Below are 24,934 nucleotides of genomic sequence, written 5' to 3'. Positions count from 1 at the left end.
TATATCAAAAGTAGCTCTCTTTTGTAGCTTTTTCCTTCCCTTGTTTCTTCTATATGGATTTAAACAAAAAAAGAGGCATATTTATGCCTTCTTTTTTATCTTTCAACAATTTTGTAGTAAACACGACTCGTTGCCTTATAGATGAGGTAGTAAATAATTGCAAGGATTGCAATTGTTGCTAAGGAAATAGTAAAAATAACTGAGCGGTCATTAATGTCAAACAACATTATTATTTTTTCAATCATTAAATATGCACCAGCAAAATGGGCGATAGTGATAACTAATGGTAGGAAGAATATCAAACGAACTTGTGATTTGATTGTTTTTTGAACTTCTTCTTTTGAAAGTCCCACTTCCTGTAAAATTTTGAATGAGCGTTTATCTTGTGCCCCTTCTGAGAGTTGCTTGTAGTAGATAATTAATGCAGCTCCAAGAATGAAACTAATTCCTAAAACAAAACCAACAAAGACAAATCCTCCAATTTGAGCGCGCTGATCTTGCAAAGCTTCACTTCTATATGAAATCGATAAATCTTTATTATCTTTAAACTCTTCCTTGAAAGCTTTAGTAAATCTTTTTTCATCAACAGGTTTGATATCAAAGATGATTGATGTTGATGCAAGATTTGAAAATCCTTGATCATCACTAATTGTTTTATTGTAATTAGCGAGTCCTTTATCAAAAGCTTGATTATTAGCAAAGACAATCATCATAGCCTTAGAAGAAACCGTTACAACACTGCTTGATGGAAAATCTTTAACAGAATTAAGCGTGTCAGCAACTTGATAAGTCTCTCCATACCATTGAATTGATTTGATCTTACTATCAAATGACGTTTTATTTTTCGATATGTCCACAAGTAAGACTTGATTGTCTTTTAAAGAAGGAATATCTTTATTTCCTAAAAATTTAAGTGTTTGAGCAGTTGTTAAGGTCGCAAAATATGAATTTTTATCAAACATCACTCCTTGCTTATTTGAAGTAATAAATTGATCTTTAGACGACTTGACTCTATCGGCTTGTAAATCTTGAGCATAGTACATATCAGATAGATTTTTGATTTCTATATTTTTGCTAGCTGCGGCACTTTTAATTCGTTCAATGTCTTGTTTTACATCCGTATTATTTGCAACCGAATAAGTCTTTGCTTCTCGGGTATAGTAGGTTTTTACTGAGTTCTCAGTTCCAAGAAAAACACCTAAACTGACAACTACGGTCACGATTGTCATAGATAACAAAATAGTGATATTCCCTAGACCAACAGCATTTGCTTTCATTCGATAAAGCATAGAACTTGTTGTAATGAAATTATTTGGTTTATAGTAACTTGGACGTTTCTTTTTCAATTTAAGGTACCAAACGGTAAAACTAATATAGAAAAGATAAGTACCAAAGATAACAAGTAAAACGGCAATAAAGAATTTCATTATTGCTGCCATTGGGTCTTCAACCGTTAAAGCGATATAGTAACCAGCTCCTAAAAGAATGACTGCGGCAATGGCGAAAAATAAATTTGATTTTGGTTCTTTTTCACCTTTTGACTCTTCTCTTAGAAGATCAAGACTTGAAGAACGCCAGATAATCCAAACTCCGATCATCATTAAAACTAAAAAGAAAACAAAGAAGAGAATGGCAAGTAATAAAATTGCTGTGGGACTAATGACTAGATTAAAATAATTTCCTCCAATCATATTTACAAACACTAAGAAGAGAAATTTTGAAAAAGCAATCCCACAAATCGTTCCAACAATAACCGTAATGATATAGCTTAAGAGTAATTCTAAAAATGCGACTCCTACAATTCTTGTTTTACCAAAGCCAAGAATATCATAAAGTCCAAATTCTTTAGAGCGCTGAGTTTGTAAAAAGCGATAACTATAAACTAAGATAAGAACTGCAAAAATAGATAAAACAATCAATGCAAATCCCATCACTTGTGAAAGAGAACTCCCTCCTTTTAATTTACTAATAGAGGGAGATAAAGCGATTGATGCTGTGACGAAAATCATTACGAACATCGTAACTGAGGCCATTAAAAAAGGTGCAAAACTTTTAAATCCCTTTTTGATGTTATTGGCCGCAAGTTTTAAACTAAGCATTTAAGGACACCTCCTCATCCTCTGATGCTCCCAAGAAAGCAATCATTGAAAGAGTAATTTCTTTTGCAAATTCAGTTGAGCTTTTTTCACCACGATAAAGTTGATGGTAAAGAACACCGTCTTTTATAAAAAGAACACGTTTCGCATGGCTTGCAGCTAAACTTGAGTGAGTAACCATAATAATGGTTTGACCACTATCATTAATTTCTTCAAAAAGGTTGAGTAAGTCTTCTGAGTTTTTAAAGTCCAAAGCAGCTGTGGGTTCATCGGCAAGAACTAAATCAGGTTGGCTAATCAAGGCACGTGCTACAGCAACCCGCTGTTTTTGTCCTCCTGAAAGTTCAAAAGGTTGTTTTTCTAAGAGATTTTCAATGTTTAGTTTAGGTGCGAGAATTTTTAGTCTACTCTTCATTAATTCTACGCTTGATTTTGATAAAACGAGTGGAAGGTAAATATTGTCTCTGACGTTAAGGGTATCAAGTAAATTGAAATCTTGAAAGACAAAACCGAGATGATCACGTCTAAATGCAGAAATTTCTTTATCTTTAATAGCCGTAATGTCTTCTTTATTTAAGAGTACTTGTCCAGAAGTTGGTTTTTCAAGAGTTGATAGGATATTCAACAAGGTTGTTTTTCCTGAACCAGATTCCCCCATAATGGCAATATATTCGCCTTCTTCTACACCAAAATCAATGTCAACTAGGGCTGTGGTTTCTTCTTTTGAAAATCTTGTTTTAAAAATTTTCTTGAGATGTTTTACTTCGAGTAACATATTTTTCTCCTATCTTATCTTTCGATTTCGTTCTTTTTATTTATTTTAGCTAAACGTGTTCGCATTGCCTTCATGGAATAAAGGAGGCAAGCGCCCATTAGTGAAGACAAAATAACTGTAATGGTCATTAGCATAATATTAATTTGCAAAAATGTCATGTTCTTTCCTCTTTCTTTCTGAGACTATTTTTATGAGTTATTATTTAATTTCTTAAGGGCTTCTTTAGGAACCTCTGACTTTTTAACTTCTTCCCAAGAGGTTACTCCTTTAACGGAATTAACTGTTAACTTCAGGTAAGCTTCTTTACGGAGATTGTGGTCTGCCATAAATGTAACTCTCTTTTCTTTTCCATCTTTTTGATAGGATTTTATATCATAATCATATTCTTTAAATTTTTTTCCTGAATTATCACTGACTTCTTTTTCTTTTCCGTCTTTTGTGATTTGAACGTAGTAGGTTCCTCCACCATAACTTACTTTGTACCATGCAAAACCCGCTCCACCGACGAGGATGATAAGTGCTATTATTCCAAAAAGTATTTTTTTCATTTTGTTCTCCTTATGTTTTCTTGATAAATTCATTGTAACAAGAAATGTACACCTGAAAACTTACAAATTCGTAAGTTATTTATTTTATAAAAAAAGCCCAAGATAGGCTTTGTTTTTTTTAATATTCTGACAAGCGCTTTTTGTAACTGGCTACAGCGTCTCTTAGTTCATTCATTGTATCTGAATCAAATTTATCACAGATTTCTTGAGCGACTACCGTTGCTACTACATTTTCCATCACAATTCCTGCTGCTGGAAGAGCGGTTGGGTCAGAACGTTCTACACTTGCTTTGTAGGGTTCATGGCTTTCGGTATCAATAGACATCAAGGGTTTATACAATGTTGGAATAGGTTTCATGACTCCACGGACGATGACTTGTTCACCATTTGTCATTCCTCCCTCAAAACCGCCTAACTGATTACTTGAACGAGTGTAGCCTTTATCCTCAGACCAGATGATTTCATCCATCACTTGACTTCCTGGTCGTTTTCCTGCTTCAAATCCAAGTCCAAATTCAACTCCTTTAAAGGCATTGATAGAAACAACCGCAGCAGCAATTTTTGCATCCAACTTTCTGTCATATTGGACGTAGGAACCAAGACCAGCCGGAACTCCTTCTACTCTGGTTTCAATTATTCCACCAATTGTATCTCCAGCTTTTTTTATTTGGTCGATGTAATTGCGTAATTCTTCTGCTTGACTCTCATCAAAAATAGACAAATCACTAAGGCCAGCTGTCTGACGAATATCTTGAACACTTAAATTTTCTGGACTTGTAATTTCTCGTCCGCCAAAATTTACGACATGATTAGCTATTTCAATTTCTAATTCGTGAAGTAGTTTTTTTGCCACAGCTCCAACCGCAACACGCATTGTTGTTTCACGCGCTGACGAACGTTCTAAAACATTTCGTAAGTCTTCAAATTCATATTTCATTCCGCCAACTAAATCGGCATGTCCTGGGCGTGGTTTGGTCAAACGACGTTGCTTTTTAATTTTATCTTCAACATCTTGGGCTGCCATAATCTGTTCCCAATTCTTGAAATCACGGTTTGTAACATTAAGTGTAATCGGGCTACCAATTGTTTTTCCGTGTCGAACGCCTGAAGTAATTTCAACTTGGTCAGACTCAATTTTCATCCGTCCGCCACGACCATAGCCGCCTTGACGACGTTTAAGTTCAATATTAATATCTTCTGCTGACAATGAGAGACCGGCTGGCACTCCTTCAATAATTGCTGTAAGTCTTGGGCCGTGAGATTCTCCCGCTGTAAAATAACGCATTTTATACCTCCATTTTTAGTAACTTTTTACTTATTTCATTTCAAAAATTTGAATAATATCTGTTAATTTATTAATTTGCTGTGAATTTTTTGCTGAAAGAAAATTGATTGATTGAATGCCACTATTATGGGCTGCTTCAGTATCAAGGATTCGGTCACCAATATAATAGGTTTCTTCAGGCTTTAATTTATACTTCTCAAGTAAATAATTGATTGCTTCAGGATGAGGTTTTCTTTTAAATCCATTTTCAGAAGTGACTATTTCTAAAAAATAGGGGGAAATTTCCAGCTGATTAAGCAAATCATAAGCATTTTTCCCTTTGTGAGTATAAATGAAATTTTGAATATTTTCTTTTTGAGTCCAATCTAAAACGGCTTTTGCACCAACCATTAATTTAATTTCGTCATTTTTAGCTGTTGAATTTGTCGTGAAATCTTCTTTTATTTCTTGAAAAGGAACGGGTTGTTCTTTTAGTAAAGCATTGACTGACTGACCTTTTATAAAATTATATACTGTTTCTCGGTCAAATGGTAGGTTAAAGTTTGCAAATGATTCGGACAAGGCTTCTAAAAACACCTCATAGCTATCAATTAGTGTTCCATCTAAATCCCAAATAAATGTCGTCATTAGATTAGACCTCCATTAATTTTTGATAAATCGGTAGGAGTTGGTCAATTGTTTCTATCATTTCCGCTAGAATTATTGAGTCCTCTTTGCCGTTAAATCTTTCTTTAGGCCAAACCCGTCCAATTTCCAATTCAGATTTTTTTACTTTTCCTAAGCGTTCAGCGGCTTCTCTAAATGCTGACAGGGGATAAGTTTCTGCTTTTGTATGGTCTTTTGAGATTAAGAAATCTTCTGTCAGTAACTTTTCTACTGACAGACTTGTCAGTAAGTTGGCGTATTCTTTTTGCTTTTTAGGCTGGTCTATCATTGATAAATAAATAAAAACGTAATCTTCCCAAATTCCTAATTGAAAATGGGCTTCCATTTTATAACCACGGACTTTTGTGGAAATTGCTGACCAAGTATTTTCAGGCGCATTTGCTGTTCTTCTGCGATGTTGAGCGATGTGAAAGTAAAATTCTTGATTTGGAATTTTTACTGACAGCTCTGTCAGTAACTTTTGACCAATTTCAGAAAAAACAGGTTGAATTTCAGAACGAATCTCAGTCATTCTTGGTTCTAAACCTTCTATTTTAAAAATTTCAAATGATTTTTGAGTAAACATTTTAGAGTGATTATCCTCAATTTTCTAAGTTCTTTTATAGGTATTACTGCTTAGTGAACGCGCAGACGGAAGGCAGTGAGCGTGAAGCCCTGTTCCATATTACTAGCTACTTTATAAAAATTTAATGAATATTATTCCGGTCAGCATAATTAGAATCCCAACAATTTGCCAAATTTGAATGCCATATTTACTTGAGCGCCACCAACCAAATTGTTGAACCAACATACTGCCTAAAATTTGTCCAATCAAGCCCATCATAATTGTCAGCCCTGCACCAATTTGCGGAACAGCAACGACTGTTGCAAAAACAAATGAAGCTCCTAAAAATCCACCAATTCCATTCCAAGGTTTTGCTTTTTTTAATTCTGAAATTTTTGGCAAACGGTGGTCAATAAAAAGAGACACGATAAAAATAGCTAAAAATCCAATGAAGAACGAAACAAAGGCTGCTTGTGCAGTATTTTCAAGTAAAACTCCCAATCGGCCATTAATTGCTTGTTGAGCAGCTGACATTGCCCCAACGATGACCGCCCATATCCGCCAGCCTAGTAAGTTAGTTTGGTGCGTTTCTGCTTCTTTTTCTTTTAAATTAGGAAGAACAACCGCGACAATAACACCAGCTAAAGTAATGATAATTCCCAAAAAGCGCATCAGAGTCATCGGAAGTTGCATGGCATGAAACCAGCCAAATGAATCAATAAGTGTCCCCATCAATATTTGACCCAAAATAGGTAAAATCACTGTTTGGACAGCTCCTAATCTTGGAAAAAGTAAAACATTAGACGTTAGGAAAATCCCACCAAGAACCCCACCAATCCATATCCATGCTGGGTGTGAGCCAACAAATTGAAAACTAGGAAAAAGTGTTTGACTTGTCACTAAAGTGATGATTCCTAAAAAAATCGAACCAACAAAGTTGGAAATTCCAGAGGCTAAAAATGGTGAGCCAACAATTTTTCGTAAATCCGCATTGATTGGATTTTGATTAGCAAGTAAAAAACCGCCAACTAAAGCAAAAGCTAGGTAAATATACATCGTTTCTCCTTTAAATAAGTGTTTTTACAGCTTTTATAAAAGCTGGGAGTTTTTTAATGCTACCACATTTTTGTAATTTTTAGATAGGGTTCCTCTCCGAATAACTCAAGTTATTTTTTGAGATAGTCTTTCATTTCTTCAAAAGTCACTTCATTAATTTTAGCGGTGCCAATTTCAGGAACAATAACGGTTTTGATGATTCTTCCTCGTGCTTTTTTATCATGAGTTAATGCTTTAAACAAAAGCTCTTCATCCCAAGGTTGATATTCGTCAGGTAAACCAAATTTTTTGACCATCTTTCGAATTTGGTCAGTAATTCCTTTGGGCATAAGACCTTTGAGTTCGGCAATTTTACTGATTTGAACCATCCCGATAGCAACTGCTTCTCCATGCATCACTTTGCCATAGCCTGCAGTATTTTCAACAGCATGTCCAATTGTATGACCAAAGTTCAAATAGAGCCGTACACCATTGTCTAATTCATCATCAACAACCACTTTTCGTTTTACTTCACAAGACCGATAGATAATTTCTTCAATCTTATCAAGCTTTTTTACTAAATCATCCGCCGACAAGTCTGTCAGTAAATTCCAGAGATCTTTGTCAGCAATTAGGGCGCACTTGATGACCTCCCCCAGTCCTTCACGGAATTCTCTTTGACCGAGCGTTTGCAGAACTTCTGGGTCAATTAACACGCCGTCAGGCTGTGTAAAAGTCCCAATCATATTTTTAGCCATTTTGGAATTAATTCCTGTTTTCCCACCAATAGAACTATCCACTTGGGCGGTCAAACTTGTTGGAATTTGTAAGAAATGGATGCCACGCATGTAAGTAGAAGCTACAAAACCAGCTAAATCACCTGTTACTCCACCACCGAGTGCAATAATTCCGTCAGAACGAGTCAATCCAAATTCGGCACAAAAGTTCCAAGCATTTTCGGCTGTCAGTAAATTTTTACTGGCTTCTCCTTCTGGAAATTCAAAAGTTGCCACTTCAAAACCTACTTTTTCAAGTTGGTCAACAACTTTTTGACCATAAAGTCCATTGACATGATTATCAGAAATCAAAACAATTTTTTGCTTCTTCCACAATGAAGAAACCCAAGTTCCAATATTAGCCAAGGCCCCATTTTCGATGATGACATCATAGGGATGTTCTGGTAAATTCACATTTAATTTCATGCTTCTTTCTCCATTTCTAATGTAATTTCTGCAACAGGCATTTTTTTACCTGTCCATAAATAAAAGCTTTCCGCCGCCTGTCCAATGAGCATGCCAAGTCCATTTTCAGTTTGAGCTCCTTGCCCTTTTGCCCAACGTAAAAATGGTGTTTCTCTAACTTTATAAATAGCATCTACCACCAAAAGTTTTTCAGGAAGAACTAAGCTCTTTTCCAGCGGCAAAGATTCTCCGTCCATTCCGACTGAGGTTGCATTTACTAATAAGTCGGTCTGTTTCAACTCTTTTTGTAATCTATCAGCTTCAGATAAGTCTGTCAGTAAAATTTCAATCCCTGTTTTTACTGACAGCTTTTCCAATTTTTCTTTTAGCGGAATATATGAGGCCGATTTTCTTGCTGCGACCACAATTTTTTTAGCTCCAGACAAAGCTGCCTGAGCAATAATTGCAATTGCTGCACCCCCTCCACCAAGAATAAGCATTTGTTTATTTTGGATATTGAAATGATATTTTTCTAAACTATTGAAAAATCCTATGCCATCTGTATTGTGTCCAATTAATTTCCCTGATTGATTGACTACTGTATTAACAGCTCCAATTAATTCAGCTGCCGGACTCAATTCATCCATAAATGGAGTAATTTCTGTTTTATAAGGCATTGAAATATTAAGTCCATACATGTCCAAAGTACGAACATTATCCACAATAGCTGGCAATTTTTCAGCCTCAACTTCCCATGCTAAATAAACACCATTTTCATTCGTTAAATCAAAAGCCAGATTATGAATAAATGGTGACAAGCTGTGTTTAATTGGGTTTGCTACAACAGCAGCCATACGAGTGTAGCCGTTAATGTTCATAAAAATTCTCCAAAATTACTGATGAAACTACTAATATATCCATAATTGCGCAAGACGCAAAAGGCTCAACTATGCTAGTGTCTTTGTCAGTAAATTCTATTGTCATTGACATATTAATCGATAAAAAAAAGGACTGACAGTTTTGTAAGTCCTATTTTATCATAAAGTTAAGCTTCCTTGCGACTTCCAAGAACGCGTTTCAAAATGCCAATAATTGCCGGTAGTAGTGACACAAAGACAATGGCAATCATGATGATTTCAAAATGTTTTTTAACAAAAGGAATTCCACCAAATAAATAGCCTGCACCTAAGGCAACAATAACCCAAGCAAAACCACCGATGAAGTTAAAGAAAATAAACTTTTTATGTGGCATTTTACCAGCACCAGCTGTAAATGGAACAATCGTCCGAATGATTGGCATGAATCGCCCTAAGAAAATGGCCCAAGAACCCCATTTTTCAAAAAATTGATGAGCTTCTTCCATATATTCTGGTTTTAAGAAACGAGAAAGCCATTTATGTTTTGGAATGACATCCCCAAATCTTCGACCAATTTCATAATTCAACAGATTAGCAATGAAGGCAATAATCCCCATCACCAAAATCAATAAGCCAATAGATAATTTTCCGTTTGACATTGCTGCCAAAGAACCAACAAAAAATAAAATGGAATCCCCAGGCAAGAAGGGGAAAATCACTAATCCTGTTTCAATAAAAATAATCGCCCCTAAAACAACATATATCCAAATATGACCATTAGGCATCTGGGCAAAATTAGCCATCCAGTCATTAAAGAAACCAAAAATCGAAAGTTGTACAAACATAATATTCCTTTTCAAAAGTTAAAAATTCTTACAATAGTTTTGTTTACTTAAATAGAATACATCCATAAAGAATTCATTCAAGCACTCGTTCAATTTTACAACAAAAAGGGCCTTTTGACAATAACAACTTTCTTATAATTTATCAGAGAAATCTCAAAACTAATGGTCAAACAATGTCAGAAAACCTAACATCAGCTTGCTTATAAGCAACTTTTGTGGTATAATTTTTCCAGAATAAAATAAACTGAGCTTAGCTCCTAATAAATATAGGAAACTAAAAGAATGTTATTCCAACACTTATTTAGAAGAACATTTTTTTAATTTTCATTTTTTTATATTTAAAAGAAGACAAGCTCAAATCTCATATTCGAGGAGACAAAATGAAGAAATTATTTTTCGCTCTGGCAATGATGCTTGCCACTGTTACAGCTTTCCTAGTCGCACCTTCGGTTAAGGCCGAGACAACTGTAAAAATTGCATCCGATAGCTCATACGCTCCATTTGAATTTCAAAATGGTCAGAAAAAATGGGTAGGGATTGATGTTGATATCATGCAAGAAGTTGCTAAAATCAATGACTGGAAATTAGAAATGTCATATCCTGGTTTTGATGCAGCTCTCCAAAACCTTAAAGCTGGACAAGTAGATGGTATAATTGCAGGAATGACAATCACTGACGAACGTAAAGAAACTTTTGATTTTTCAAATCCTTACTATACATCAGCATTAACCATTGCTACAACTAAAGACTCTAAACTTTCTGATTACAGTGATCTTAAAGGTAAAGCAGTTGGAGCAAAAAATGGGACTGCTGCACAAACATGGCTTCAAGAAAATCAAAAGAAATATGGTTACACAATCAAAACCTATTCTGACGGTGTTCATATGTTTGCCGCTCTAAGCTCTGGTAATATTGCTGGAGCAATGGACGAAGTTCCAGTTATTTCTTACGCTATGAAACAAGGGCAAGATTTAGCAATGAACTTCCCATCAATCTCCCTTCCAGGAGGCTATGGTTTTGCCGTAATGAAAGGCAAAAATTCAACGCTTGTCGATGGTTTCAATAAAGCACTCGCTGAAATGAAATCAAACGGAGATTATGATAAAATCCTCAAAAAATATGGGATTACTGCCACTAAAAAAGCAACACCTAAAAAAGATGTTTACACCATTGCTTCAGATAATAGCTTCGCTCCATTTGAATTCCAAAATGATGATAAACAATTCACTGGTATCGACGTTGACTTGCTTAACGCTATTGCTAAAAACCAAGGTTTCAAACTAAAATGGAATTTCATCGGTTTCCAAGCAGCTGTTGACTCTGTTCAATCTGGACATGCTGACGGAATGATGTCAGGAATGTCAATCACTGATGCTCGTAAACAAGTTTTCGATTATGGTAGTCCTTACTATTCTTCAAACTTAACTATTGCCACATCAAGTACAGATGACTCTATCAAGTCATGGAAAGACCTTAAAGGTAAAACTCTTGGTGCTAAAAATGGAACTGCTTCTTTTGATTATCTTAATGCCCATGCAAAAGAATATGGCTACACTGTAAAAACTTTCACTGATGCAACAACCATGTATTCATCATTGAATAACGGTTCTATCAATGCTCTAATGGATGACGAACCCGTCATTAAATACGCCATTAAACAAGGGCAAAAATTTGCCACACCAATTAAACCAATTCCTGACGGACAATATGGATTTGCTGTTAAAAAAGGAAGCAATCCAGAGTTGATTGAAATGTTTAACAATGGTTTAGCAAATCTCCGTGCCAATGGTGAATATGATAAAATCATTGATAAATATTTAGAGAGTGATGCTAAAACAATCCAATCAAGCGCAAAAGAAAATACTTTCTTTGGTATTTTACAAAATAACTGGGAACAAATTGGCCGTGGTCTACTCGTTACTCTTGAACTTGCCATTCTCTCATTTATCTTAGCAATGATCGTCGGAATTATCTTTGGACTCTTCTCAGTAGCTCCAAGCAAGATTCTACGTACAATTGCACGCATCTATGTTGACCTTAACCGTTCAATTCCGCTCTTAGTATTAACAATCTTTATCTTCTACGGAATTCCTAACCTGTTACAAATCATTACGGGTCACCAATCACCACTTAATGAATTTACAGCGGGTGTTATCGCCCTTACTTTGAACTCTTCTGCTTATATTGCAGAAATCGTTCGTTCTGGTGTTCAAGCTGTACCTTCTGGACAAATGGAAGCCAGTCGTTCACTCGGTGTGACTTACCTGACATCAATGCGCAAGGTTATCTTACCTCAAGCCATTAAAATTACAATCCCTAGTTTGATTAACCAATTCATCATCACATTGAAAGATACAACATTAGTTTCAGTTATCGGACTTGTTGAATTGCTCCAAACAGGTCAAATTATCGTGGCACGTAACTTCCAAGCCTTCCGTGTTTATGGATTAATTGGTTTAGTTTACATGATTGTCCTCCTCTTCTTGATGTGGATTGGACGTCGCGTAGAAAAAAGAATGAAATAAGGAGAACATACTAATATGGGAATCAATACTCAAATCGAAGTCACTGATCTTCACAAATCTTTTGGAAAAAACGAAGTTCTAAAAGGAATTACAACAAAATTTGAAAAAGGTGATGTAGTCTGCATCATTGGCCCTTCAGGTTCTGGAAAATCAACTTTTCTTAGAGCTTTAAATGGGCTTGAAACAGCTACTTCTGGCGATATTATTATTGACGGATTTAACCTTACTGATAAAAATACAAATCTTAATCTTGTTCGTCAAAACGTTGGAATGGTTTTCCAACATTTCAATCTTTTCCCAAATATGACTGTGATGCAAAATATTACTTATGCTCCAGTTGAACTGAAAAAGATGTCAAAAGATGATGCAGATAAAAAAGCAATTCAACTTCTTGAAACAGTTGGCTTGTTAGATAAAAAAGATGCAATGCCTGAAATGCTTTCAGGAGGTCAAAAACAACGTGTTGCTATCGCCCGTGCCCTCGCAATGAATCCTGACGTTATGCTCTTTGACGAGCCAACCTCAGCACTTGACCCTGAAATGGTTGGTGACGTTCTAGCCGTTATGCAAAAATTGGCCGAAGAAGGAATGACAATGCTTATTGTTACTCACGAAATGGGCTTTGCACGTAAAGTTGCTAACCGCGTAATCTTTACGGATGGTGGAGTTATCTTGGAAGATGGTACACCAGAAGAACTCTTTGATAGCCCAAAACATCCCCGTTTACAAGACTTCTTATCAAAAGTTTTGAATGCATAAAATAGAAAAATCCCATTAAAATTTAAATGGGATTTTTTTATTTATTCATACTCTATTTTATTATAAATACAAGTGTTTTTGAAAAAATAAAAACCAGAGCTCTGGTTTTTATTTTTTTCGCAAATTGCAAGTCCAAGTTAGCCAGCCAAGCTCATCTCATATGAACTCTTATAGTTGAACATTTTTCTTGGATAATGGTTCATCCAATACTCGATAGCGGCGACTTCTTCAGGGGTCGTCTTTGTTGTGCCTTTTGGCAGATGCCTACGAATCATTCGGTTATGGTTTTCATTCGTCCCTCGCTCAAAGCTCGCGTAGGCGTGTGCATAGTAAACTGGACAGCTTACGACCTCAGAGAGCCTTGCAAATTCATGGCCATTGTCAGGGGTAATGGATTTGAAGTCATAACTTTTTTGAAGTTCCACCAGCTCATCATTGACCGCCTGTGCTGTTTTCCCATCAATCAAGCGAATGATCTCCGTGCGGTATTTTCGCTCTGTGAGCGTCAAAAGCACCTTGTTCTTAGCTCTCGTAAGAATGACCGTGTCAATCTCGTAATGCCCCACTTCTAAGCGATTGTTAATGAACTCAGGCCGTTCTTCAATAGACTTGCCAAAAGGATGCTTTGGCGCACGAGGTTTGATTTTCTTTGCCGCCTTATACTGCGGATAGAAAAGATGATGACGCTTGGCTTCTAACCAGCCCCAGTTGACCCAATTGTAGAGGCTGCTCAGAGAAACTCCTTTTAGAGCCTGATGAATGACTTCCAAAGAGTCCTTGTCTTCTTTAAGACGTGTACTCACATAACAATCAATCTCAGTCGTGAGTTTACTCGGACGAACACTGTGAGCCCTCAATCCTTCATAATTTTCTTGAGCCTTTTTAGCAGAGTATTTTACCTTCCGCTTGAGCTGGATTTCCCCTCGCTTCATCTCTCTGTCAATCGTCCCATGAGCTTTATTCAATAAGCGCGCAATCTCACGGTTGCTCAGTCCTTCTTTATTGTGCCAACGTTCAATGTTTAAACGGTCTTGATTGGTCAGGTGTTTCCCTTTGCTCTGGCTTGTGATAGAATAGTCTTGCATCTGAATTTCCTTTTTATACTATTTGGTCGAACTTCTAGTATAAGAGATTCAGATGTTTTTTGCTTGACTCAAGGTGGCTAACTTCATTTTACAATTTGCGTTTTTATTTTTTTACTATTTTCAAAAATTTATAAAACTTATTAAATCCTGTAATTGTTCCAATAGCAACTACACCGCCAGCAAATATTCCAGCTGTTCCTGCCACTTGTATTTCCAAATTATGAGCTGACACGTTTGGATATTTAGACTGCTCGTTATTTATTGCTACAACAGATGATTGAGGCATTTGGGAAATCTCTGTAGGCATTTTTAAAGGCAGTTTAAGTGGTGAATCAATCTCTTTGTATACTTCTTTGAAGGTATCATTTGATTCACTATTAGGTTTCTCGTTTTTATGAATTGCTTCTTTTTTTATAGTCCCTTGTTCCTGTGGTTGATCTACTGTTGTTGAATACTTGCTAGTTTGTTTACCTTGTTCATTTTTTCTTTCTGCTGTAGAACTCTGCTTACTTGAATTGTTATCACTTGTGGTAGGTACAACAACTTTTGAAACGATGAGTGTAAAGTGCAACTCTTGATTTTTATATTTCTCACCTGAGATTGCATCTTTTAAAGTAGCATATTGCTGACCATCAGTTGTCACTACTTTCGAAATATAGTAATTGTCCGGTAAATTAGGGAGTTCAGGCATAATAACTGCTTCATTTATCTCACCTTCAGTATCATTAATTGTTGGCAGTAAAATCGACTGGTCTACCACATCAGAACTATATTGATAATTAAAATGTGCTTTTCCAATAGGAAGCTTCTTATAAGTAACATTAATTACATTATTTTCCGCATCATTATTTGCCACAACTAAAGGAGGGGCAGACACAAAAATATACCCGGGTATTTCTGGCGTAAGGAAAGAGAAGGTATTTATATCAACAATATCCCTGAGCTGTTTACCTAACACCTTAATTGTATCTCCCACATTAGCTTTTATAATGGAAGGGGAAAAATTTGTTATTGGTTGGTTGGTATCTTGATCAAGATAGTTAACCTGAACACTCTGCGTTCCTTTATAAGCATTAAACTCATCTTCTGTACTCGAATAGGTCAAACGTCCAAAATTACCTCCAGTCGAGCCAATTATTCCCAGTGACATTGAACGAGCAACTGTTATTTTTTCCGAAAGAGTTGTAGCTTTCCCCCCATTTTCTGACGAGATTGTATATGTTAATTCCCCTGTTACATTCTTATCATTAGTAAGTGTGCTACTTGGCTGCCAATCTATTTTCATATTTTCAGTAATTGTACTTCCAGTATTTGGAACTGAAGTGGTTGGATAAGCCTGTTTAATTAACTCCCCCAAATTATTTGTCTGACGAATTGAAACATTGTTGGATGCCGCGTTTTCTGTACCAGATCCGTCTAAATCTACATCAGAGTTTTGATATAGATCTCTACCCATGAAGATTGAATCTGACAGGCCACCAATACCCAAATACTTTCCAACAACATTTGAAGTCCCATCTGCAGCTAAATTTGATTTCAAATTATTTGCAATAAAATCTGTAGATTTTGGTGTTAAGATAAATCCTAGAGAATCACCAGCAGCAAAAGGGTCTGTACTAGAATTAGCTTGTAATGAAAAATTACCCGAAAAGCTGACTTTCTGAGTCATATCAATCGCACCATTAAATAAAGCATATCCAGCAGATTTAGACTTATTATTTACTAAATTCACTGAAAAGGTAGACGTTTCTACAGTCTCAGCTGACCCTATATTTGTCCATAACGCCGAATTCTGATTCGACTGCGGAGGATAGATATGGTTTCCAGTATCAAAACTCTGATCTGGAACTAGCTGAGAAATTGTAGTATCTGCCTGAACACTCTTGTAGAAAGCATCATTTAAAAAATGGAATGACAGTGAATAAGTGAAAATTATTATAAAAAGAATCAATTTTGAACAAAAATTAATTTTCTTTATTAAATAAGAAGTTGTTAACTTAAAATATTTGTCGTTATTGTTCAAACTTAATTCCTTTCTTATAAATTACTGTAATTGACTTTCACTCACTAACTGCCTTGATTTAAGAAGAGCACTCTTTTCATTCATAATTAAATCACGAACTTGCAAATCTTGAGATTCTAATTCTAATAAGTTAATCGCTTCTGATAAATTCTTAACTTCTTTATCTTCTATACATCCGATGATATAATTCAAGCTTCGCGAATTAAGATATTTTTCTGGTAGTTGAGGCACCTCTAAAATTTCTTCTTTTAGAATCTGGTTCATTTTTTTTATAATTTCATTTTCTTTTTTTTGATATTTTTTCAAAAATAATCTTTTAACCATTCTTTTCCCTAAAGGAAAATAGTCTCTCATCCATAACCATTGGGAGCCTATACGTATACCATTACCTAACACCAGGGCAACAAAACTGATTGAGAACATTCTTACAAAAACTTCTGTGGCACCTGTTTTTGCTGCTACTCTCCCAAACATACCAGATTTTTCGGTCATAAACCAAACAATTAAAATCGAAGAAATGAGAAATCCTAGAAAAATTGCTTGCCACTCAACCTGACGGGCGACTCGTCGTTCATAATTTTGTTTCAGCTCATCTGAACTTTGCAAAAGTTCTTCTAGCTTTGTTAGTACATCCAATAGCTGATGACAATAATCAAGAATCACGTTGCCCCTCTCTAATTTGCAGTATTTTATTTAAAGAACTCCATCAATTTTAACATGTTTGTCTTTATTTTGCAATCTTATTCCCTTAAAATAAAAAAACACCCGTAGGTGCTTTTTATCTATGAGACGAAACATTCAGCCGGTTAAGCGCTCGGTGGAGTGCTACTTCCGCTCTATTTATTTCATCTGATTTCTTCTCAGCTTTAGCAACTTCAAGTGCTTTTTCAGCTCGAATTTTTGCACGTTCCGCACGTGATACATCAATATCACGATTACGTTCTGCAGAGTCTGCAACAATTGTTACAAGACTATCTTTTATTTCGATAATTCCACCATTTACTGCAATATAATCAACATGTGTTTCATCATCTGGACGACGAACTTTAAGTTCATCAATTTCAAGTCCAGCAATCGTTGAAATCATATTTGGCAAAATACCAATTTCACCATTCGTAGTTCGAGCAGTAATGTAATTTGCATGGTGATCGTAAATCATACCAGCAGGGGTAATTACTTGAAGTGTCATGACGTTTTCAGACATTCGATTCCTCCAATTTTTTCTATGAAAATTTAAATTACAAAGATAAAAAATACTTTTCTAAAAACAAAACTCTAACAGTCACTCAAATTTTACAATTCAATCAACTTTTACTGACAGAATTTTTTGTCAGTAATTTTTTTAGTCAATAGAGTATTTTCACTTTCTCAATTCATCAGAAATCGAATTAATAACCCATTGATTTTGCTTTTTCGAGTACATCTTCAATTGGACCTACACCACGGAAAGCATCTTCAGGGACTTCGTCATATTTACCTTCCAAAATTTCTTTGAAGTCATGAACAGTTTTGTCAATTGGTACATATGAACCAGGTTGACCAGTAAATTGTTCCGCAACGTGGAAGTTTTGTGAAAGGAAGAATTGGATACGACGTGCACGTCCAACGAGAATTTTTTCATCGTCAGACAATTCATCCATACCAAGAATGGCAATAATATCTTGCAATTCTTTATAACGTTGGAGGACACGTTGAACTTCCATTGCCACTTCATAGTGTTCTTCACCAACAATTTCAGGTGTAAGCGCACGTGATGATGAAGCAAGTGGGTCAACGGCTGGATAAATACCCATTTGTGTCAAACGACGTTCCAAGTTAGTTGTTGCATCCAAGTGAGCGAAGGCTGTAGCTGGCGCTGGGTCAGTATAGTCATCGGCAGGGACATAAATCGCTTGGATAGATGTAACAGAACCCTTCTTAGTAGAAGTGATACGTTCTTGCAATTGCCCCATTTCAGTAGCAAGTGTTGGTTGGTAACCAACGGCAGAAGGCATACGTCCCAAAAGGGCAGAAACTTCTGAACCAGCTTGTGTGAAACGGAAGATGTTGTCAATGAAAAGCAGTACGTCTTGACCTTGAACATCACGGAAATATTCAGCAATTGTCAAACCAGTAAGGGCAACACGCATACGTGCTCCTGGTGGTTCATTCATTTGACCAAAGACCATGGCAGTTTTTTCAATAACGCCTGATTCTTTCATTTCCCAGTAAAGGTCATTCCCTTCACGAGTACGTTCCCCAACACCGGTAAACACAGAAATACCTCCGTGTTCTTGGGCGATGTTGTGAATCAATTCTTGAATAAGGACGGTTTTACCAACTCCGGCACCACCGAAAAGTCCAACTTTACCACCTTTAAGGTAAGGTGCAAGCAAATCGACAACTTTAATCCCAGTTACGAGAACTTCGTTTGCAGTTGACAATTCGTCAAATGTTGGAGCTTTTTTATGGATAGGATTACGTTCTGCATCAGCAGCAAATTCTTCCCCACCGTCAATAACATCACCAAGAACGTTAAAAACACGACCAAGAGTGGCTTCCCCAACAGGAACGCTGACTGCTTTACCTGTATCAAGGACTTCAAGTCCACGAGTCAAGCCATCAGTAGATTCCATAGCGATTGTACGAACTGCACCATCACCAAGTTCCAAAGCAACTTCAAGAGTAATTTTTGTTTTTAGGCCATTGACATCTTTGTAGACAATCAAGGCATTGTTAATCTCAGGCAATTTGGCATCAGAACCAAATTCCACGTCAACGACGGGACCGATAATCTGAGTAATTTTACCAGAACTCAATGTTTTTCCTCCTGTTTTTATTTTCTGTCAAAGAACAGAATTTCTATTCATTTTTATGTTTGTCAGTAAAAATTTTACTGACAAAAACAATTAAGATTCAAAGCCATCACTGACAGAATTCCTATCAGTAAATTAAAGCGCTGAGGCTCCTGCAACGATTTCCGTAATTTCTTGCGTAATCGATGCTTGACGAGCACGGTTGTATTGAATAGTCAAATCATTGATAACAGAGTGAGCATTATCAGTTGCAGTACGCATTGCTGTCATACCTGCAGCATGTTCTGCTGTCTTAGCATCAACGATTGAACCATAAATCATACTTTCAGCGTATTGTGGCAACAATTGGTTTAAGATTGTTTCACGATCTGGTTCTAATTCAAATGTTTCAAGAGATGGTTTTTGTTGACCTGATTCTTCAAAAGAAATAGGCAACATTTTTTCCATACGTGCATCACTTACCAATGAGTTCACATGGTGATTATAGCAAACATAGAGTTCATCGAATTCTTCTGCTTGATATTCAGTTACCGCTTCTGTAACAATCGCTCTAACTTCTTCAAAAGTTGGTTGGTCTGAAAGACCACGAAGGACATAAGAAACTTTAACATTGCGTGCTTTGAAGAAATCTGCTCCAGTACCGCCAAGTGCAAGAATAGTATATTCACTTTCATTAGCATGACGTTTACGGATAGTATTCATGACAGATTTCAAAATATTTGAATTATAGCCACCGACAAGTCCACGATCCGAAGTAATTACAAGATAGCCAGTTTTTTTGACTTCTCTTTTTATCATCATTGGATTCTTTGCTGGCTCTTTGTCTGAGGAAACTAAATCAGTTGTAATTTTACGAACTTTTTCAGCATAAATTTGAAATGCTTTGGCATGAGATTCAGCTTTTTGAAGTTTCGCAGCGGAAACCATTTGCATGGCTCCAGTTATTTGACTTGTTTTCTTCGTTGAGGCAATCTTAGTTTTTATTTCATTAAGTGAAGCTCCCATTAGTTAGCCTCCTTATTAATAATTCGTTGTATTTTTGAATGCTTTAATTGCTTCGTCGAGTTTTGCTTCTTCTGGCAAATCTTTAGTTTCAGTAATCACGTTCAAGAGTTCTGCATAATTTGCATCGAAGAAATCGAACATTTTTGTTTCAAAATCAAGAACGTCATCAACTGGAACATCATCAAGATGACCATGAGTCAATGCATAAAGAATTAAAACTTGTTTTTCAACAGCCAATGGTTTGTGCAATGGTTGCTTCAAAACTTCAACGGTACGACGACCACGATTCAATTTTGCTTGAGTCGCTTCATCAAGATCAGAACCAAATTGAGTAAAGGCTTCAAGTTCACGGAATGACGCAAGGTCAAGACGCAAAGTACCAGCAACTTTCTTCATGGCTTTGATCTGTGCAGCACCACCAACCCGAGAAACTGAAGAACCAGCATCGATGGCAGGACGTACACCTGAATAGAATAAGTCATTTTCAAGGAAAATTTGACCGTCAGTAATAGAGATAACGTTTGTTGCAATATAAGCTGAGATATCTCCGGCTTGTGTTTCAATGAATGGCAGTGCAGTCATTGAACCACCACCAAGATCGTCAGATAATTTGGCAGCACGTTCCAAAAGACGTGAATGTAAGTAGAATACGTCACCTGGGTATGCTTCACGACCTGGTGGACGGCGGAGCAAGAGTGAAAGTTCACGATAAGCAACCGCTTGTTTTGATAAATCATCATAAACAACTAAGACGTGTTTACCGTTGTACATGAATTCTTCACCCATTGCAGCTCCAGCATAAGGAGCGATGTAAAGAAGTGGTGAAGGTTGAGAAGCTGACGCAGTTACGACGATTGTATAATCCATCGCACCGAGTTTGCGGAGCGTTTCAACTTGTGTACGAACAGTTGATTCTTTTTGTCCAATCGCAACGTAGATACAGATCATATCTTGACCCTTTTGGTTCAAGATTGCATCAATAGCGACTGATGTTTTACCTGTTTGACGGTCTCCGATAATCAATTCACGTTGTCCGCGTCCAATTGGAACGAGGGCATCAATCGCTTTAAGACCAGTTTGCAATGGTTCAGAGACTGATTTACGTTGCATAACACCAGGAGCTTTTGCTTCAACAGGACGAGTTTTACCAGTATTAAGTTCTCCAAGTCCATCAACAGGTTGTCCAAGTGGATTTACAACACGTCCGATGAGTTCTTCACCAACTTGGATTTCCATGATTTTACCTGTACGTTTTACAGTGTCACCTTCACGAATTGAGAGGAAATCACCAAGTACGATAATACCAACGTCTGTCGCATCCAAGTTTTGCGCCATACCAAGGACACCATTTGAAAACTCAACAAGCTCACCGCTCATCGCATTTTCAAGGCCATAGGCACGGGCGATACCGTCACCAACATAGGTAACGACACCAGTTTCAGCAACTTCAAAATCTGGTGTGAAATTTTCAATTTGTTTTTTAATCAGTGAGCTGATTTCATTAGCTTTAATTGCCAAAAATATGCTCCCTTCTAGAAATTTTTACTAGTTCAAGGCTATTTAGCTTTAAACTGCAGTTATACCGTTTGAGCATGATAGGTAAGATTTGAAATCACCTTTATATTTTCTCAAAAGTTTAACAGTATGATTTTGAAAAATTTTCCACTGAGTTTTGAGCAGAGAAAGAAAATTTTTCTATCCTGATTAGAGGATTTCAGCGGCGATTTTAGCCAATTGTGTTTTTAGTGAGGCGTCAATAATTTTTCCACGAGAATTCACAATGAATCCACCGAGAATTTTTTCATTGACTGTGTTAATTACTGTTACTTCATTTAGGTCAAATTTTGCTTTCGCCATAGCTGTAAATTTTTCAATCTGAGCATTTGTCAAAGCAATGCTTGAAACCACCTCAACGTCAGCAATCTTAAACATATCATCTGCTGCATTTTTAGTTTCATCAAGTATTTCACCCAAATCTCCTAAACGACCATTTGAACGAACGGTATTAAGGAAATTTGACATTACTTCTGAAGAAGTTTGAAGTAAAGTATCAATCAATTCAGATTTTGCAGAGAATGAATAAACTTCGCTACTTAAAAAAGCAACCAAGTTATCTTCTTTGAAAAGTTGAATCATTTCGCTAACTTCAGAAAGAATTGCTTCAAGTTGTCCTTTTTCTTGGGCAACTTCTAGTAAAGCTTTACTGTATTTTTGTGAATTTACTTTTGTCATCTTATTCTCCTAACTTAGCGAGATAAGAGTCGATTAATTCCTGTTGTGCAGAAGCATCTAATGATTGTCCAATAAGCTTTTCAGCAATTTGAACTGAGATGTCCGCAACATCGCCTTTAACTGTGTTAAGAGCTTCTTTGCGTTCTTGCTCGATATCTTCTTGCGCACGTTTTTTCAAACTAGTTGCTTCTTCATTTGCTGTTGCAAGTACTTTCGCACGGTTTTGTGAGGCAGTATCGTTTGCAACTTGAATGATGTTAGCAGCTTCTTCTTTTGAACGTGCAAGTTCTGCTTGACGTTGTTTAACCAAGTCAGCAGCTTGTTTGTTGTTCGCTTCTGCTGCATCGATATCATCAGATATTTTTTTCGCACGACTTGCAAAAACACTAGTAATTGCATTCCATGCAAAGAGGCGCAACAATACCAATAAGATAATAAATGCACCAGATACAACGATGATGTTACCGAGAACGGTATTCGGAGCAGCTTCTAATAATAATGTTGACAATTTCTACTCCTTTCTTAATGTTCTGCTATAATTTTGTGGCTAATGTACAAGTTTGTCAAAAGGACAAAGACATAAGCTTGGAGGGCTGAAATGAAAAGTGAAAAGCCAATCCATGCAACTTCAAGAATCCACGCAACTGGAAGCATCCACATGGTTGATTGAATCATACCGGCGATAAGACCAAGCATGATTTCACCCGCGAAGATATTCCCATAAAGCCGTAAACCAAGTGAAAGTGCATTTGTAAATTCTTCCAGAATATTCATTGGAAGAAGACCTTTCGGATCTTTCCAGAAGGCAACTTTGAGGTAACCTTTAAAACCGAATTTTTGTACACCCAGTGTATTTGACATTACAACAACAAGTAGTGCAAGAGTCAAATCGACTGTTGGATTTGCAGTTGGTGATTTCCAAAGGGAAACATCACCTGGCGTACTAATTTTGGTTACTAGCCCAATGCAGTTGGCAATAAGAAGGAAAGAAAAGAGGGTAAAGTTCATGAGCGCAAAGCGTGGTGCTTCATGAGGGCCGACGTTATCTTTGGAAACTCCATTGACAAAATCAACAACCCACTCAAGAACATTTTGTTTACCTTTGGGTTTGAGCTGCATATTGCGGCTCGCCCAGAATACCAGACCGAACACAATGAGGACAGTCACAAAAGTCATTACTGTGATTGTTCCATCAAATGGAATTGGCCCAATATTAAAGGTCCATGTTGATTCCATACCTGTTCTTCCTTTCTGTTTTTAAAATTTTGTTGAGAAAAATTTTAACGGAAAAGGAATGCCATAGCAAGGGCGATGAAGAATGTACCTTCGACGAAGGCAATACCCATGAACATTGAACCACGAAGTTTTCCTTCAAGTTCTGGTTGGCGTGCAACGGCTTGGAGAAAGTTTGAAACGATAAGTCCATCACCGATAGCGGCTCCGAGTGCTGCAAGACCGATAGCAATTGCTCCAAGAGCGGCAAGTGTAATTGTCATTATAGACCTCTTTCTATATTGCGATTTCGCAAATTTATTTTACTAAGAAATTCTACTACTATTCGTAGTTTTTGTCAAAGACAAGCATGAGAATTTCATCATTTCTCTCATTTTTGTCTTTGTAAGCGTTTGAAGACAAAATTTTTAAATTTTGTACTGAATAAACAGAGAAATTTTTTTAGATTAGCTCAAGCGTTCTTCTTGTTTATAATTTATTGGGAGCCATTTTAATACAGATTCGATTTTTTGGGTCCAATAATACCATTCATGAACGCCGTCTGAGCTTTCATAAGTAATATCGAAACCTAATTTTTTCAACTCGGCTGTCGCGTATTCATTTCCTGGAAAAAGAAAATCTTGTTTCCCACACCAAGCATAAAGTTTGGGTTTGTTTTCTTGTTTTCTGTCTGCCAAAGATAAAATTTCATTATCTGACCCTTTAAAAGTTTCCCAATTTCCAAAAATTCCTCCCCAGTAAGCTGGATTTTCTTTGAAATTTTCTTCCATTCCATCAAAAGTCAAAACGCCAGACAAACTAGCCGCATAACTAAAATAGTCAGTTCCTAATGCGAGACGATAAGCTCCATATCCTCCCATTGATAAACCAGCGATAAAGTTTTTTTCTCTTTTTGTGGATAGATTTGGGAAAAAATTGTTAATTACTTTGGGAAGTTCATGAGCAATCGCATCAAAATAATTCATACCATATGTGGTGTTCACATAAAAACCAAGATCCGTTGAGGGCATGACAATTGCTAAATTAGTATGCCGAATCAATCGTTCAATTCCTGAACGAATTATCCAAGAATTCTCGTTTCCGCTCATTCCATGCAAAAGATAAAGCACCGGAATATCTGTTTGGGTAAAATCTTCCACTTTACTTGATTCAGGATAAATAACATTAACTTTTCGATTCATCCCAAGAACTTCTGAATAGTATTCGATATTAATTACTGCCATAAAATATCTCCTTAATAAATTTATGTTGTTATCATTTGTTGACAACTCTCTACCTATTAAAAGTGGATTTTCTTCAATCCCTTAATTTTGAAATTTCCTTTCTCTTTTATTCTGACCTTCTTTCACTTTTTTTCAAAGTGTGCGCTGTGAAGTCATTACTCCATTTTATTTTTGGGGTACATTAGAAATCAAATAATGGTAGTATTTTTACGTTTCTACAGG

General features: G+C 36.4%; 25 protein-coding genes. 2 read left to right on the top strand and 23 right to left on the bottom strand.

The window, feature by feature from the left end:
- Window positions 1-95: 95 nt before the first annotated feature.
- The 11 genes from MHB61_RS00355 to MHB61_RS00305 form a co-directional block, all read right to left on the bottom strand.
- On the bottom strand, window positions 96-2,099 hold the full coding sequence (locus MHB61_RS00355; RefSeq protein ID WP_003132779.1) for an ABC transporter permease: 2,004 nt from the start codon (window positions 2,097-2,099) through the stop codon (window positions 96-98).
- Window positions 2,092-2,871 carry an ABC transporter ATP-binding protein gene (locus tag MHB61_RS00350; protein ID WP_003132777.1) on the bottom strand — a complete coding sequence of 260 codons (780 nt, stop codon included), beginning with the start codon at window positions 2,869-2,871 and terminating at the stop codon, window positions 2,092-2,094. Before MHB61_RS00350 ends, MHB61_RS00355 begins: the two co-directional genes overlap by 8 nt.
- Window positions 2,872-2,885: 14 nt before the next feature.
- Complete coding sequence (locus MHB61_RS00345; RefSeq protein ID WP_014570691.1) at window positions 2,886-3,029, bottom strand: hypothetical protein; 144 nt, start codon at window positions 3,027-3,029, stop codon at window positions 2,886-2,888.
- Between the two features lie 30 nt (window positions 3,030-3,059).
- Window positions 3,060-3,419 (bottom strand): YxeA family protein, encoded by a 360-nt coding sequence (locus MHB61_RS00340; protein ID WP_010906119.1) that lies wholly within the window; start codon window positions 3,417-3,419, stop codon window positions 3,060-3,062.
- 118 nt (window positions 3,420-3,537) lie between these two features.
- A complete protein-coding gene (gene aroC / locus MHB61_RS00335) occupies window positions 3,538-4,704 on the bottom strand; it encodes a chorismate synthase (protein WP_003132775.1) in 1,167 nt (388 codons plus the stop codon).
- Between the two features lie 30 nt (window positions 4,705-4,734).
- The gene (locus tag MHB61_RS00330) at window positions 4,735-5,331 is read right to left on the bottom strand and encodes an HAD family hydrolase (protein ID WP_003132774.1); all 597 of its coding nucleotides are present in this window, start codon (window positions 5,329-5,331) and stop codon (window positions 4,735-4,737) included.
- A gap of 4 nt (window positions 5,332-5,335) precedes the next feature.
- Entirely contained in the window at window positions 5,336-5,935 is a 600-nt protein-coding gene (locus MHB61_RS00325; protein WP_137016081.1) for a DUF1054 domain-containing protein, read from the bottom strand.
- Window positions 5,936-6,046: 111 nt separating this feature from the next.
- A complete protein-coding gene (locus MHB61_RS00320; protein ID WP_003132772.1) occupies window positions 6,047-6,970 on the bottom strand; it encodes a DMT family transporter in 924 nt (307 codons plus the stop codon).
- Between the two features lie 110 nt (window positions 6,971-7,080).
- The gene (gene aroB / locus MHB61_RS00315; RefSeq protein ID WP_003132771.1) at window positions 7,081-8,151 is read right to left on the bottom strand and encodes a 3-dehydroquinate synthase; all 1,071 of its coding nucleotides are present in this window, start codon (window positions 8,149-8,151) and stop codon (window positions 7,081-7,083) included.
- Window positions 8,148-9,008 (bottom strand): shikimate dehydrogenase, encoded by an 861-nt coding sequence (locus tag MHB61_RS00310; protein ID WP_010906122.1) that lies wholly within the window; start codon window positions 9,006-9,008, stop codon window positions 8,148-8,150. The genes aroB and MHB61_RS00310 overlap by 4 nt, the downstream gene beginning before the upstream one ends.
- Window positions 9,009-9,175: 167 nt before the next feature.
- Window positions 9,176-9,832: a VTT domain-containing protein gene (locus tag MHB61_RS00305; protein ID WP_003132768.1), complete on the bottom strand. Its 657-nt coding sequence runs from the start codon at window positions 9,830-9,832 to the stop codon at window positions 9,176-9,178.
- 380 nt (window positions 9,833-10,212) lie between these two features.
- On the opposite strand from MHB61_RS00305, the gene MHB61_RS00300 reads away from it, so the two are divergent.
- Together MHB61_RS00300 and MHB61_RS00295 are read left to right on the top strand one after the other, a co-directional pair.
- Window positions 10,213-12,357, top strand: coding sequence for an amino acid ABC transporter substrate-binding protein/permease (locus MHB61_RS00300; protein WP_003132767.1), 2,145 nt, complete (start codon window positions 10,213-10,215; stop codon window positions 12,355-12,357).
- Between the two features lie 15 nt (window positions 12,358-12,372).
- On the top strand, window positions 12,373-13,116 hold the full coding sequence (locus MHB61_RS00295) for an amino acid ABC transporter ATP-binding protein (protein ID WP_003132766.1): 744 nt from the start codon (window positions 12,373-12,375) through the stop codon (window positions 13,114-13,116).
- 137 nt (window positions 13,117-13,253) lie between these two features.
- On the opposite strand, the gene MHB61_RS00290 is transcribed toward MHB61_RS00295, so the two are convergent.
- The 12 genes from MHB61_RS00290 to MHB61_RS00235 all read right to left on the bottom strand — a co-directional run bounded on the left by MHB61_RS00290 (window position 13,254) and on the right by MHB61_RS00235 (window position 24,712).
- Window positions 13,254-14,201: an IS30 family transposase gene (locus MHB61_RS00290; RefSeq protein ID WP_003130410.1), complete on the bottom strand. Its 948-nt coding sequence runs from the start codon at window positions 14,199-14,201 to the stop codon at window positions 13,254-13,256.
- 103 nt (window positions 14,202-14,304) lie between these two features.
- Window positions 14,305-16,224, bottom strand: a complete 1,920-nt coding sequence (locus MHB61_RS00285) for a lectin-like domain-containing protein (protein ID WP_137016460.1) — start codon at window positions 16,222-16,224, stop codon at window positions 14,305-14,307.
- Window positions 16,225-16,245: 21 nt separating this feature from the next.
- The gene (locus tag MHB61_RS00280) at window positions 16,246-16,887 is read right to left on the bottom strand and encodes a hypothetical protein (protein WP_004255282.1); all 642 of its coding nucleotides are present in this window, start codon (window positions 16,885-16,887) and stop codon (window positions 16,246-16,248) included.
- Between the two features lie 115 nt (window positions 16,888-17,002).
- Window positions 17,003-17,428, bottom strand: a complete 426-nt coding sequence (locus tag MHB61_RS00275; protein ID WP_004255278.1) for a F0F1 ATP synthase subunit epsilon — start codon at window positions 17,426-17,428, stop codon at window positions 17,003-17,005.
- Window positions 17,429-17,612: 184 nt separating this feature from the next.
- Window positions 17,613-19,022, bottom strand: coding sequence for a F0F1 ATP synthase subunit beta (atpD, locus tag MHB61_RS00270; protein ID WP_010906126.1), 1,410 nt, complete (start codon window positions 19,020-19,022; stop codon window positions 17,613-17,615).
- 132 nt (window positions 19,023-19,154) lie between these two features.
- Window positions 19,155-20,024 carry a F0F1 ATP synthase subunit gamma gene (locus tag MHB61_RS00265; protein ID WP_004255268.1) on the bottom strand — a complete coding sequence of 290 codons (870 nt, stop codon included), beginning with the start codon at window positions 20,022-20,024 and terminating at the stop codon, window positions 19,155-19,157.
- A gap of 15 nt (window positions 20,025-20,039) precedes the next feature.
- The gene (gene atpA, locus MHB61_RS00260; protein ID WP_004255265.1) at window positions 20,040-21,542 is read right to left on the bottom strand and encodes a F0F1 ATP synthase subunit alpha; all 1,503 of its coding nucleotides are present in this window, start codon (window positions 21,540-21,542) and stop codon (window positions 20,040-20,042) included.
- Between the two features lie 186 nt (window positions 21,543-21,728).
- Complete coding sequence (locus MHB61_RS00255; RefSeq protein ID WP_004255262.1) at window positions 21,729-22,256, bottom strand: F0F1 ATP synthase subunit delta; 528 nt, start codon at window positions 22,254-22,256, stop codon at window positions 21,729-21,731.
- A gap of 1 nt (window position 22,257) precedes the next feature.
- Window positions 22,258-22,764: a F0F1 ATP synthase subunit B gene (gene atpF, locus MHB61_RS00250; protein ID WP_004255258.1), complete on the bottom strand. Its 507-nt coding sequence runs from the start codon at window positions 22,762-22,764 to the stop codon at window positions 22,258-22,260.
- Window positions 22,765-22,778: 14 nt separating this feature from the next.
- Window positions 22,779-23,492: a F0F1 ATP synthase subunit A gene (gene atpB / locus MHB61_RS00245; RefSeq protein WP_004255255.1), complete on the bottom strand. Its 714-nt coding sequence runs from the start codon at window positions 23,490-23,492 to the stop codon at window positions 22,779-22,781.
- Between the two features lie 44 nt (window positions 23,493-23,536).
- Window positions 23,537-23,752, bottom strand: coding sequence for a F0F1 ATP synthase subunit C (locus MHB61_RS00240; protein ID WP_004255250.1), 216 nt, complete (start codon window positions 23,750-23,752; stop codon window positions 23,537-23,539).
- 183 nt (window positions 23,753-23,935) lie between these two features.
- Entirely contained in the window at window positions 23,936-24,712 is a 777-nt protein-coding gene (locus MHB61_RS00235; protein ID WP_004255244.1) for an alpha/beta hydrolase, read from the bottom strand.
- Window positions 24,713-24,934: the final 222 nt, after the last annotated feature.

Origin of the sequence: Lactococcus sp. FSL K6-0773, from assembly GCF_038006485.1 — a bacterium.
In the GTDB taxonomy this organism is placed as follows: Bacteria; Bacillota; Bacilli; order Lactobacillales; family Streptococcaceae; genus Lactococcus; species Lactococcus lactis.
This window is presented reverse-complemented; position numbering and strand designations above follow the sequence as displayed.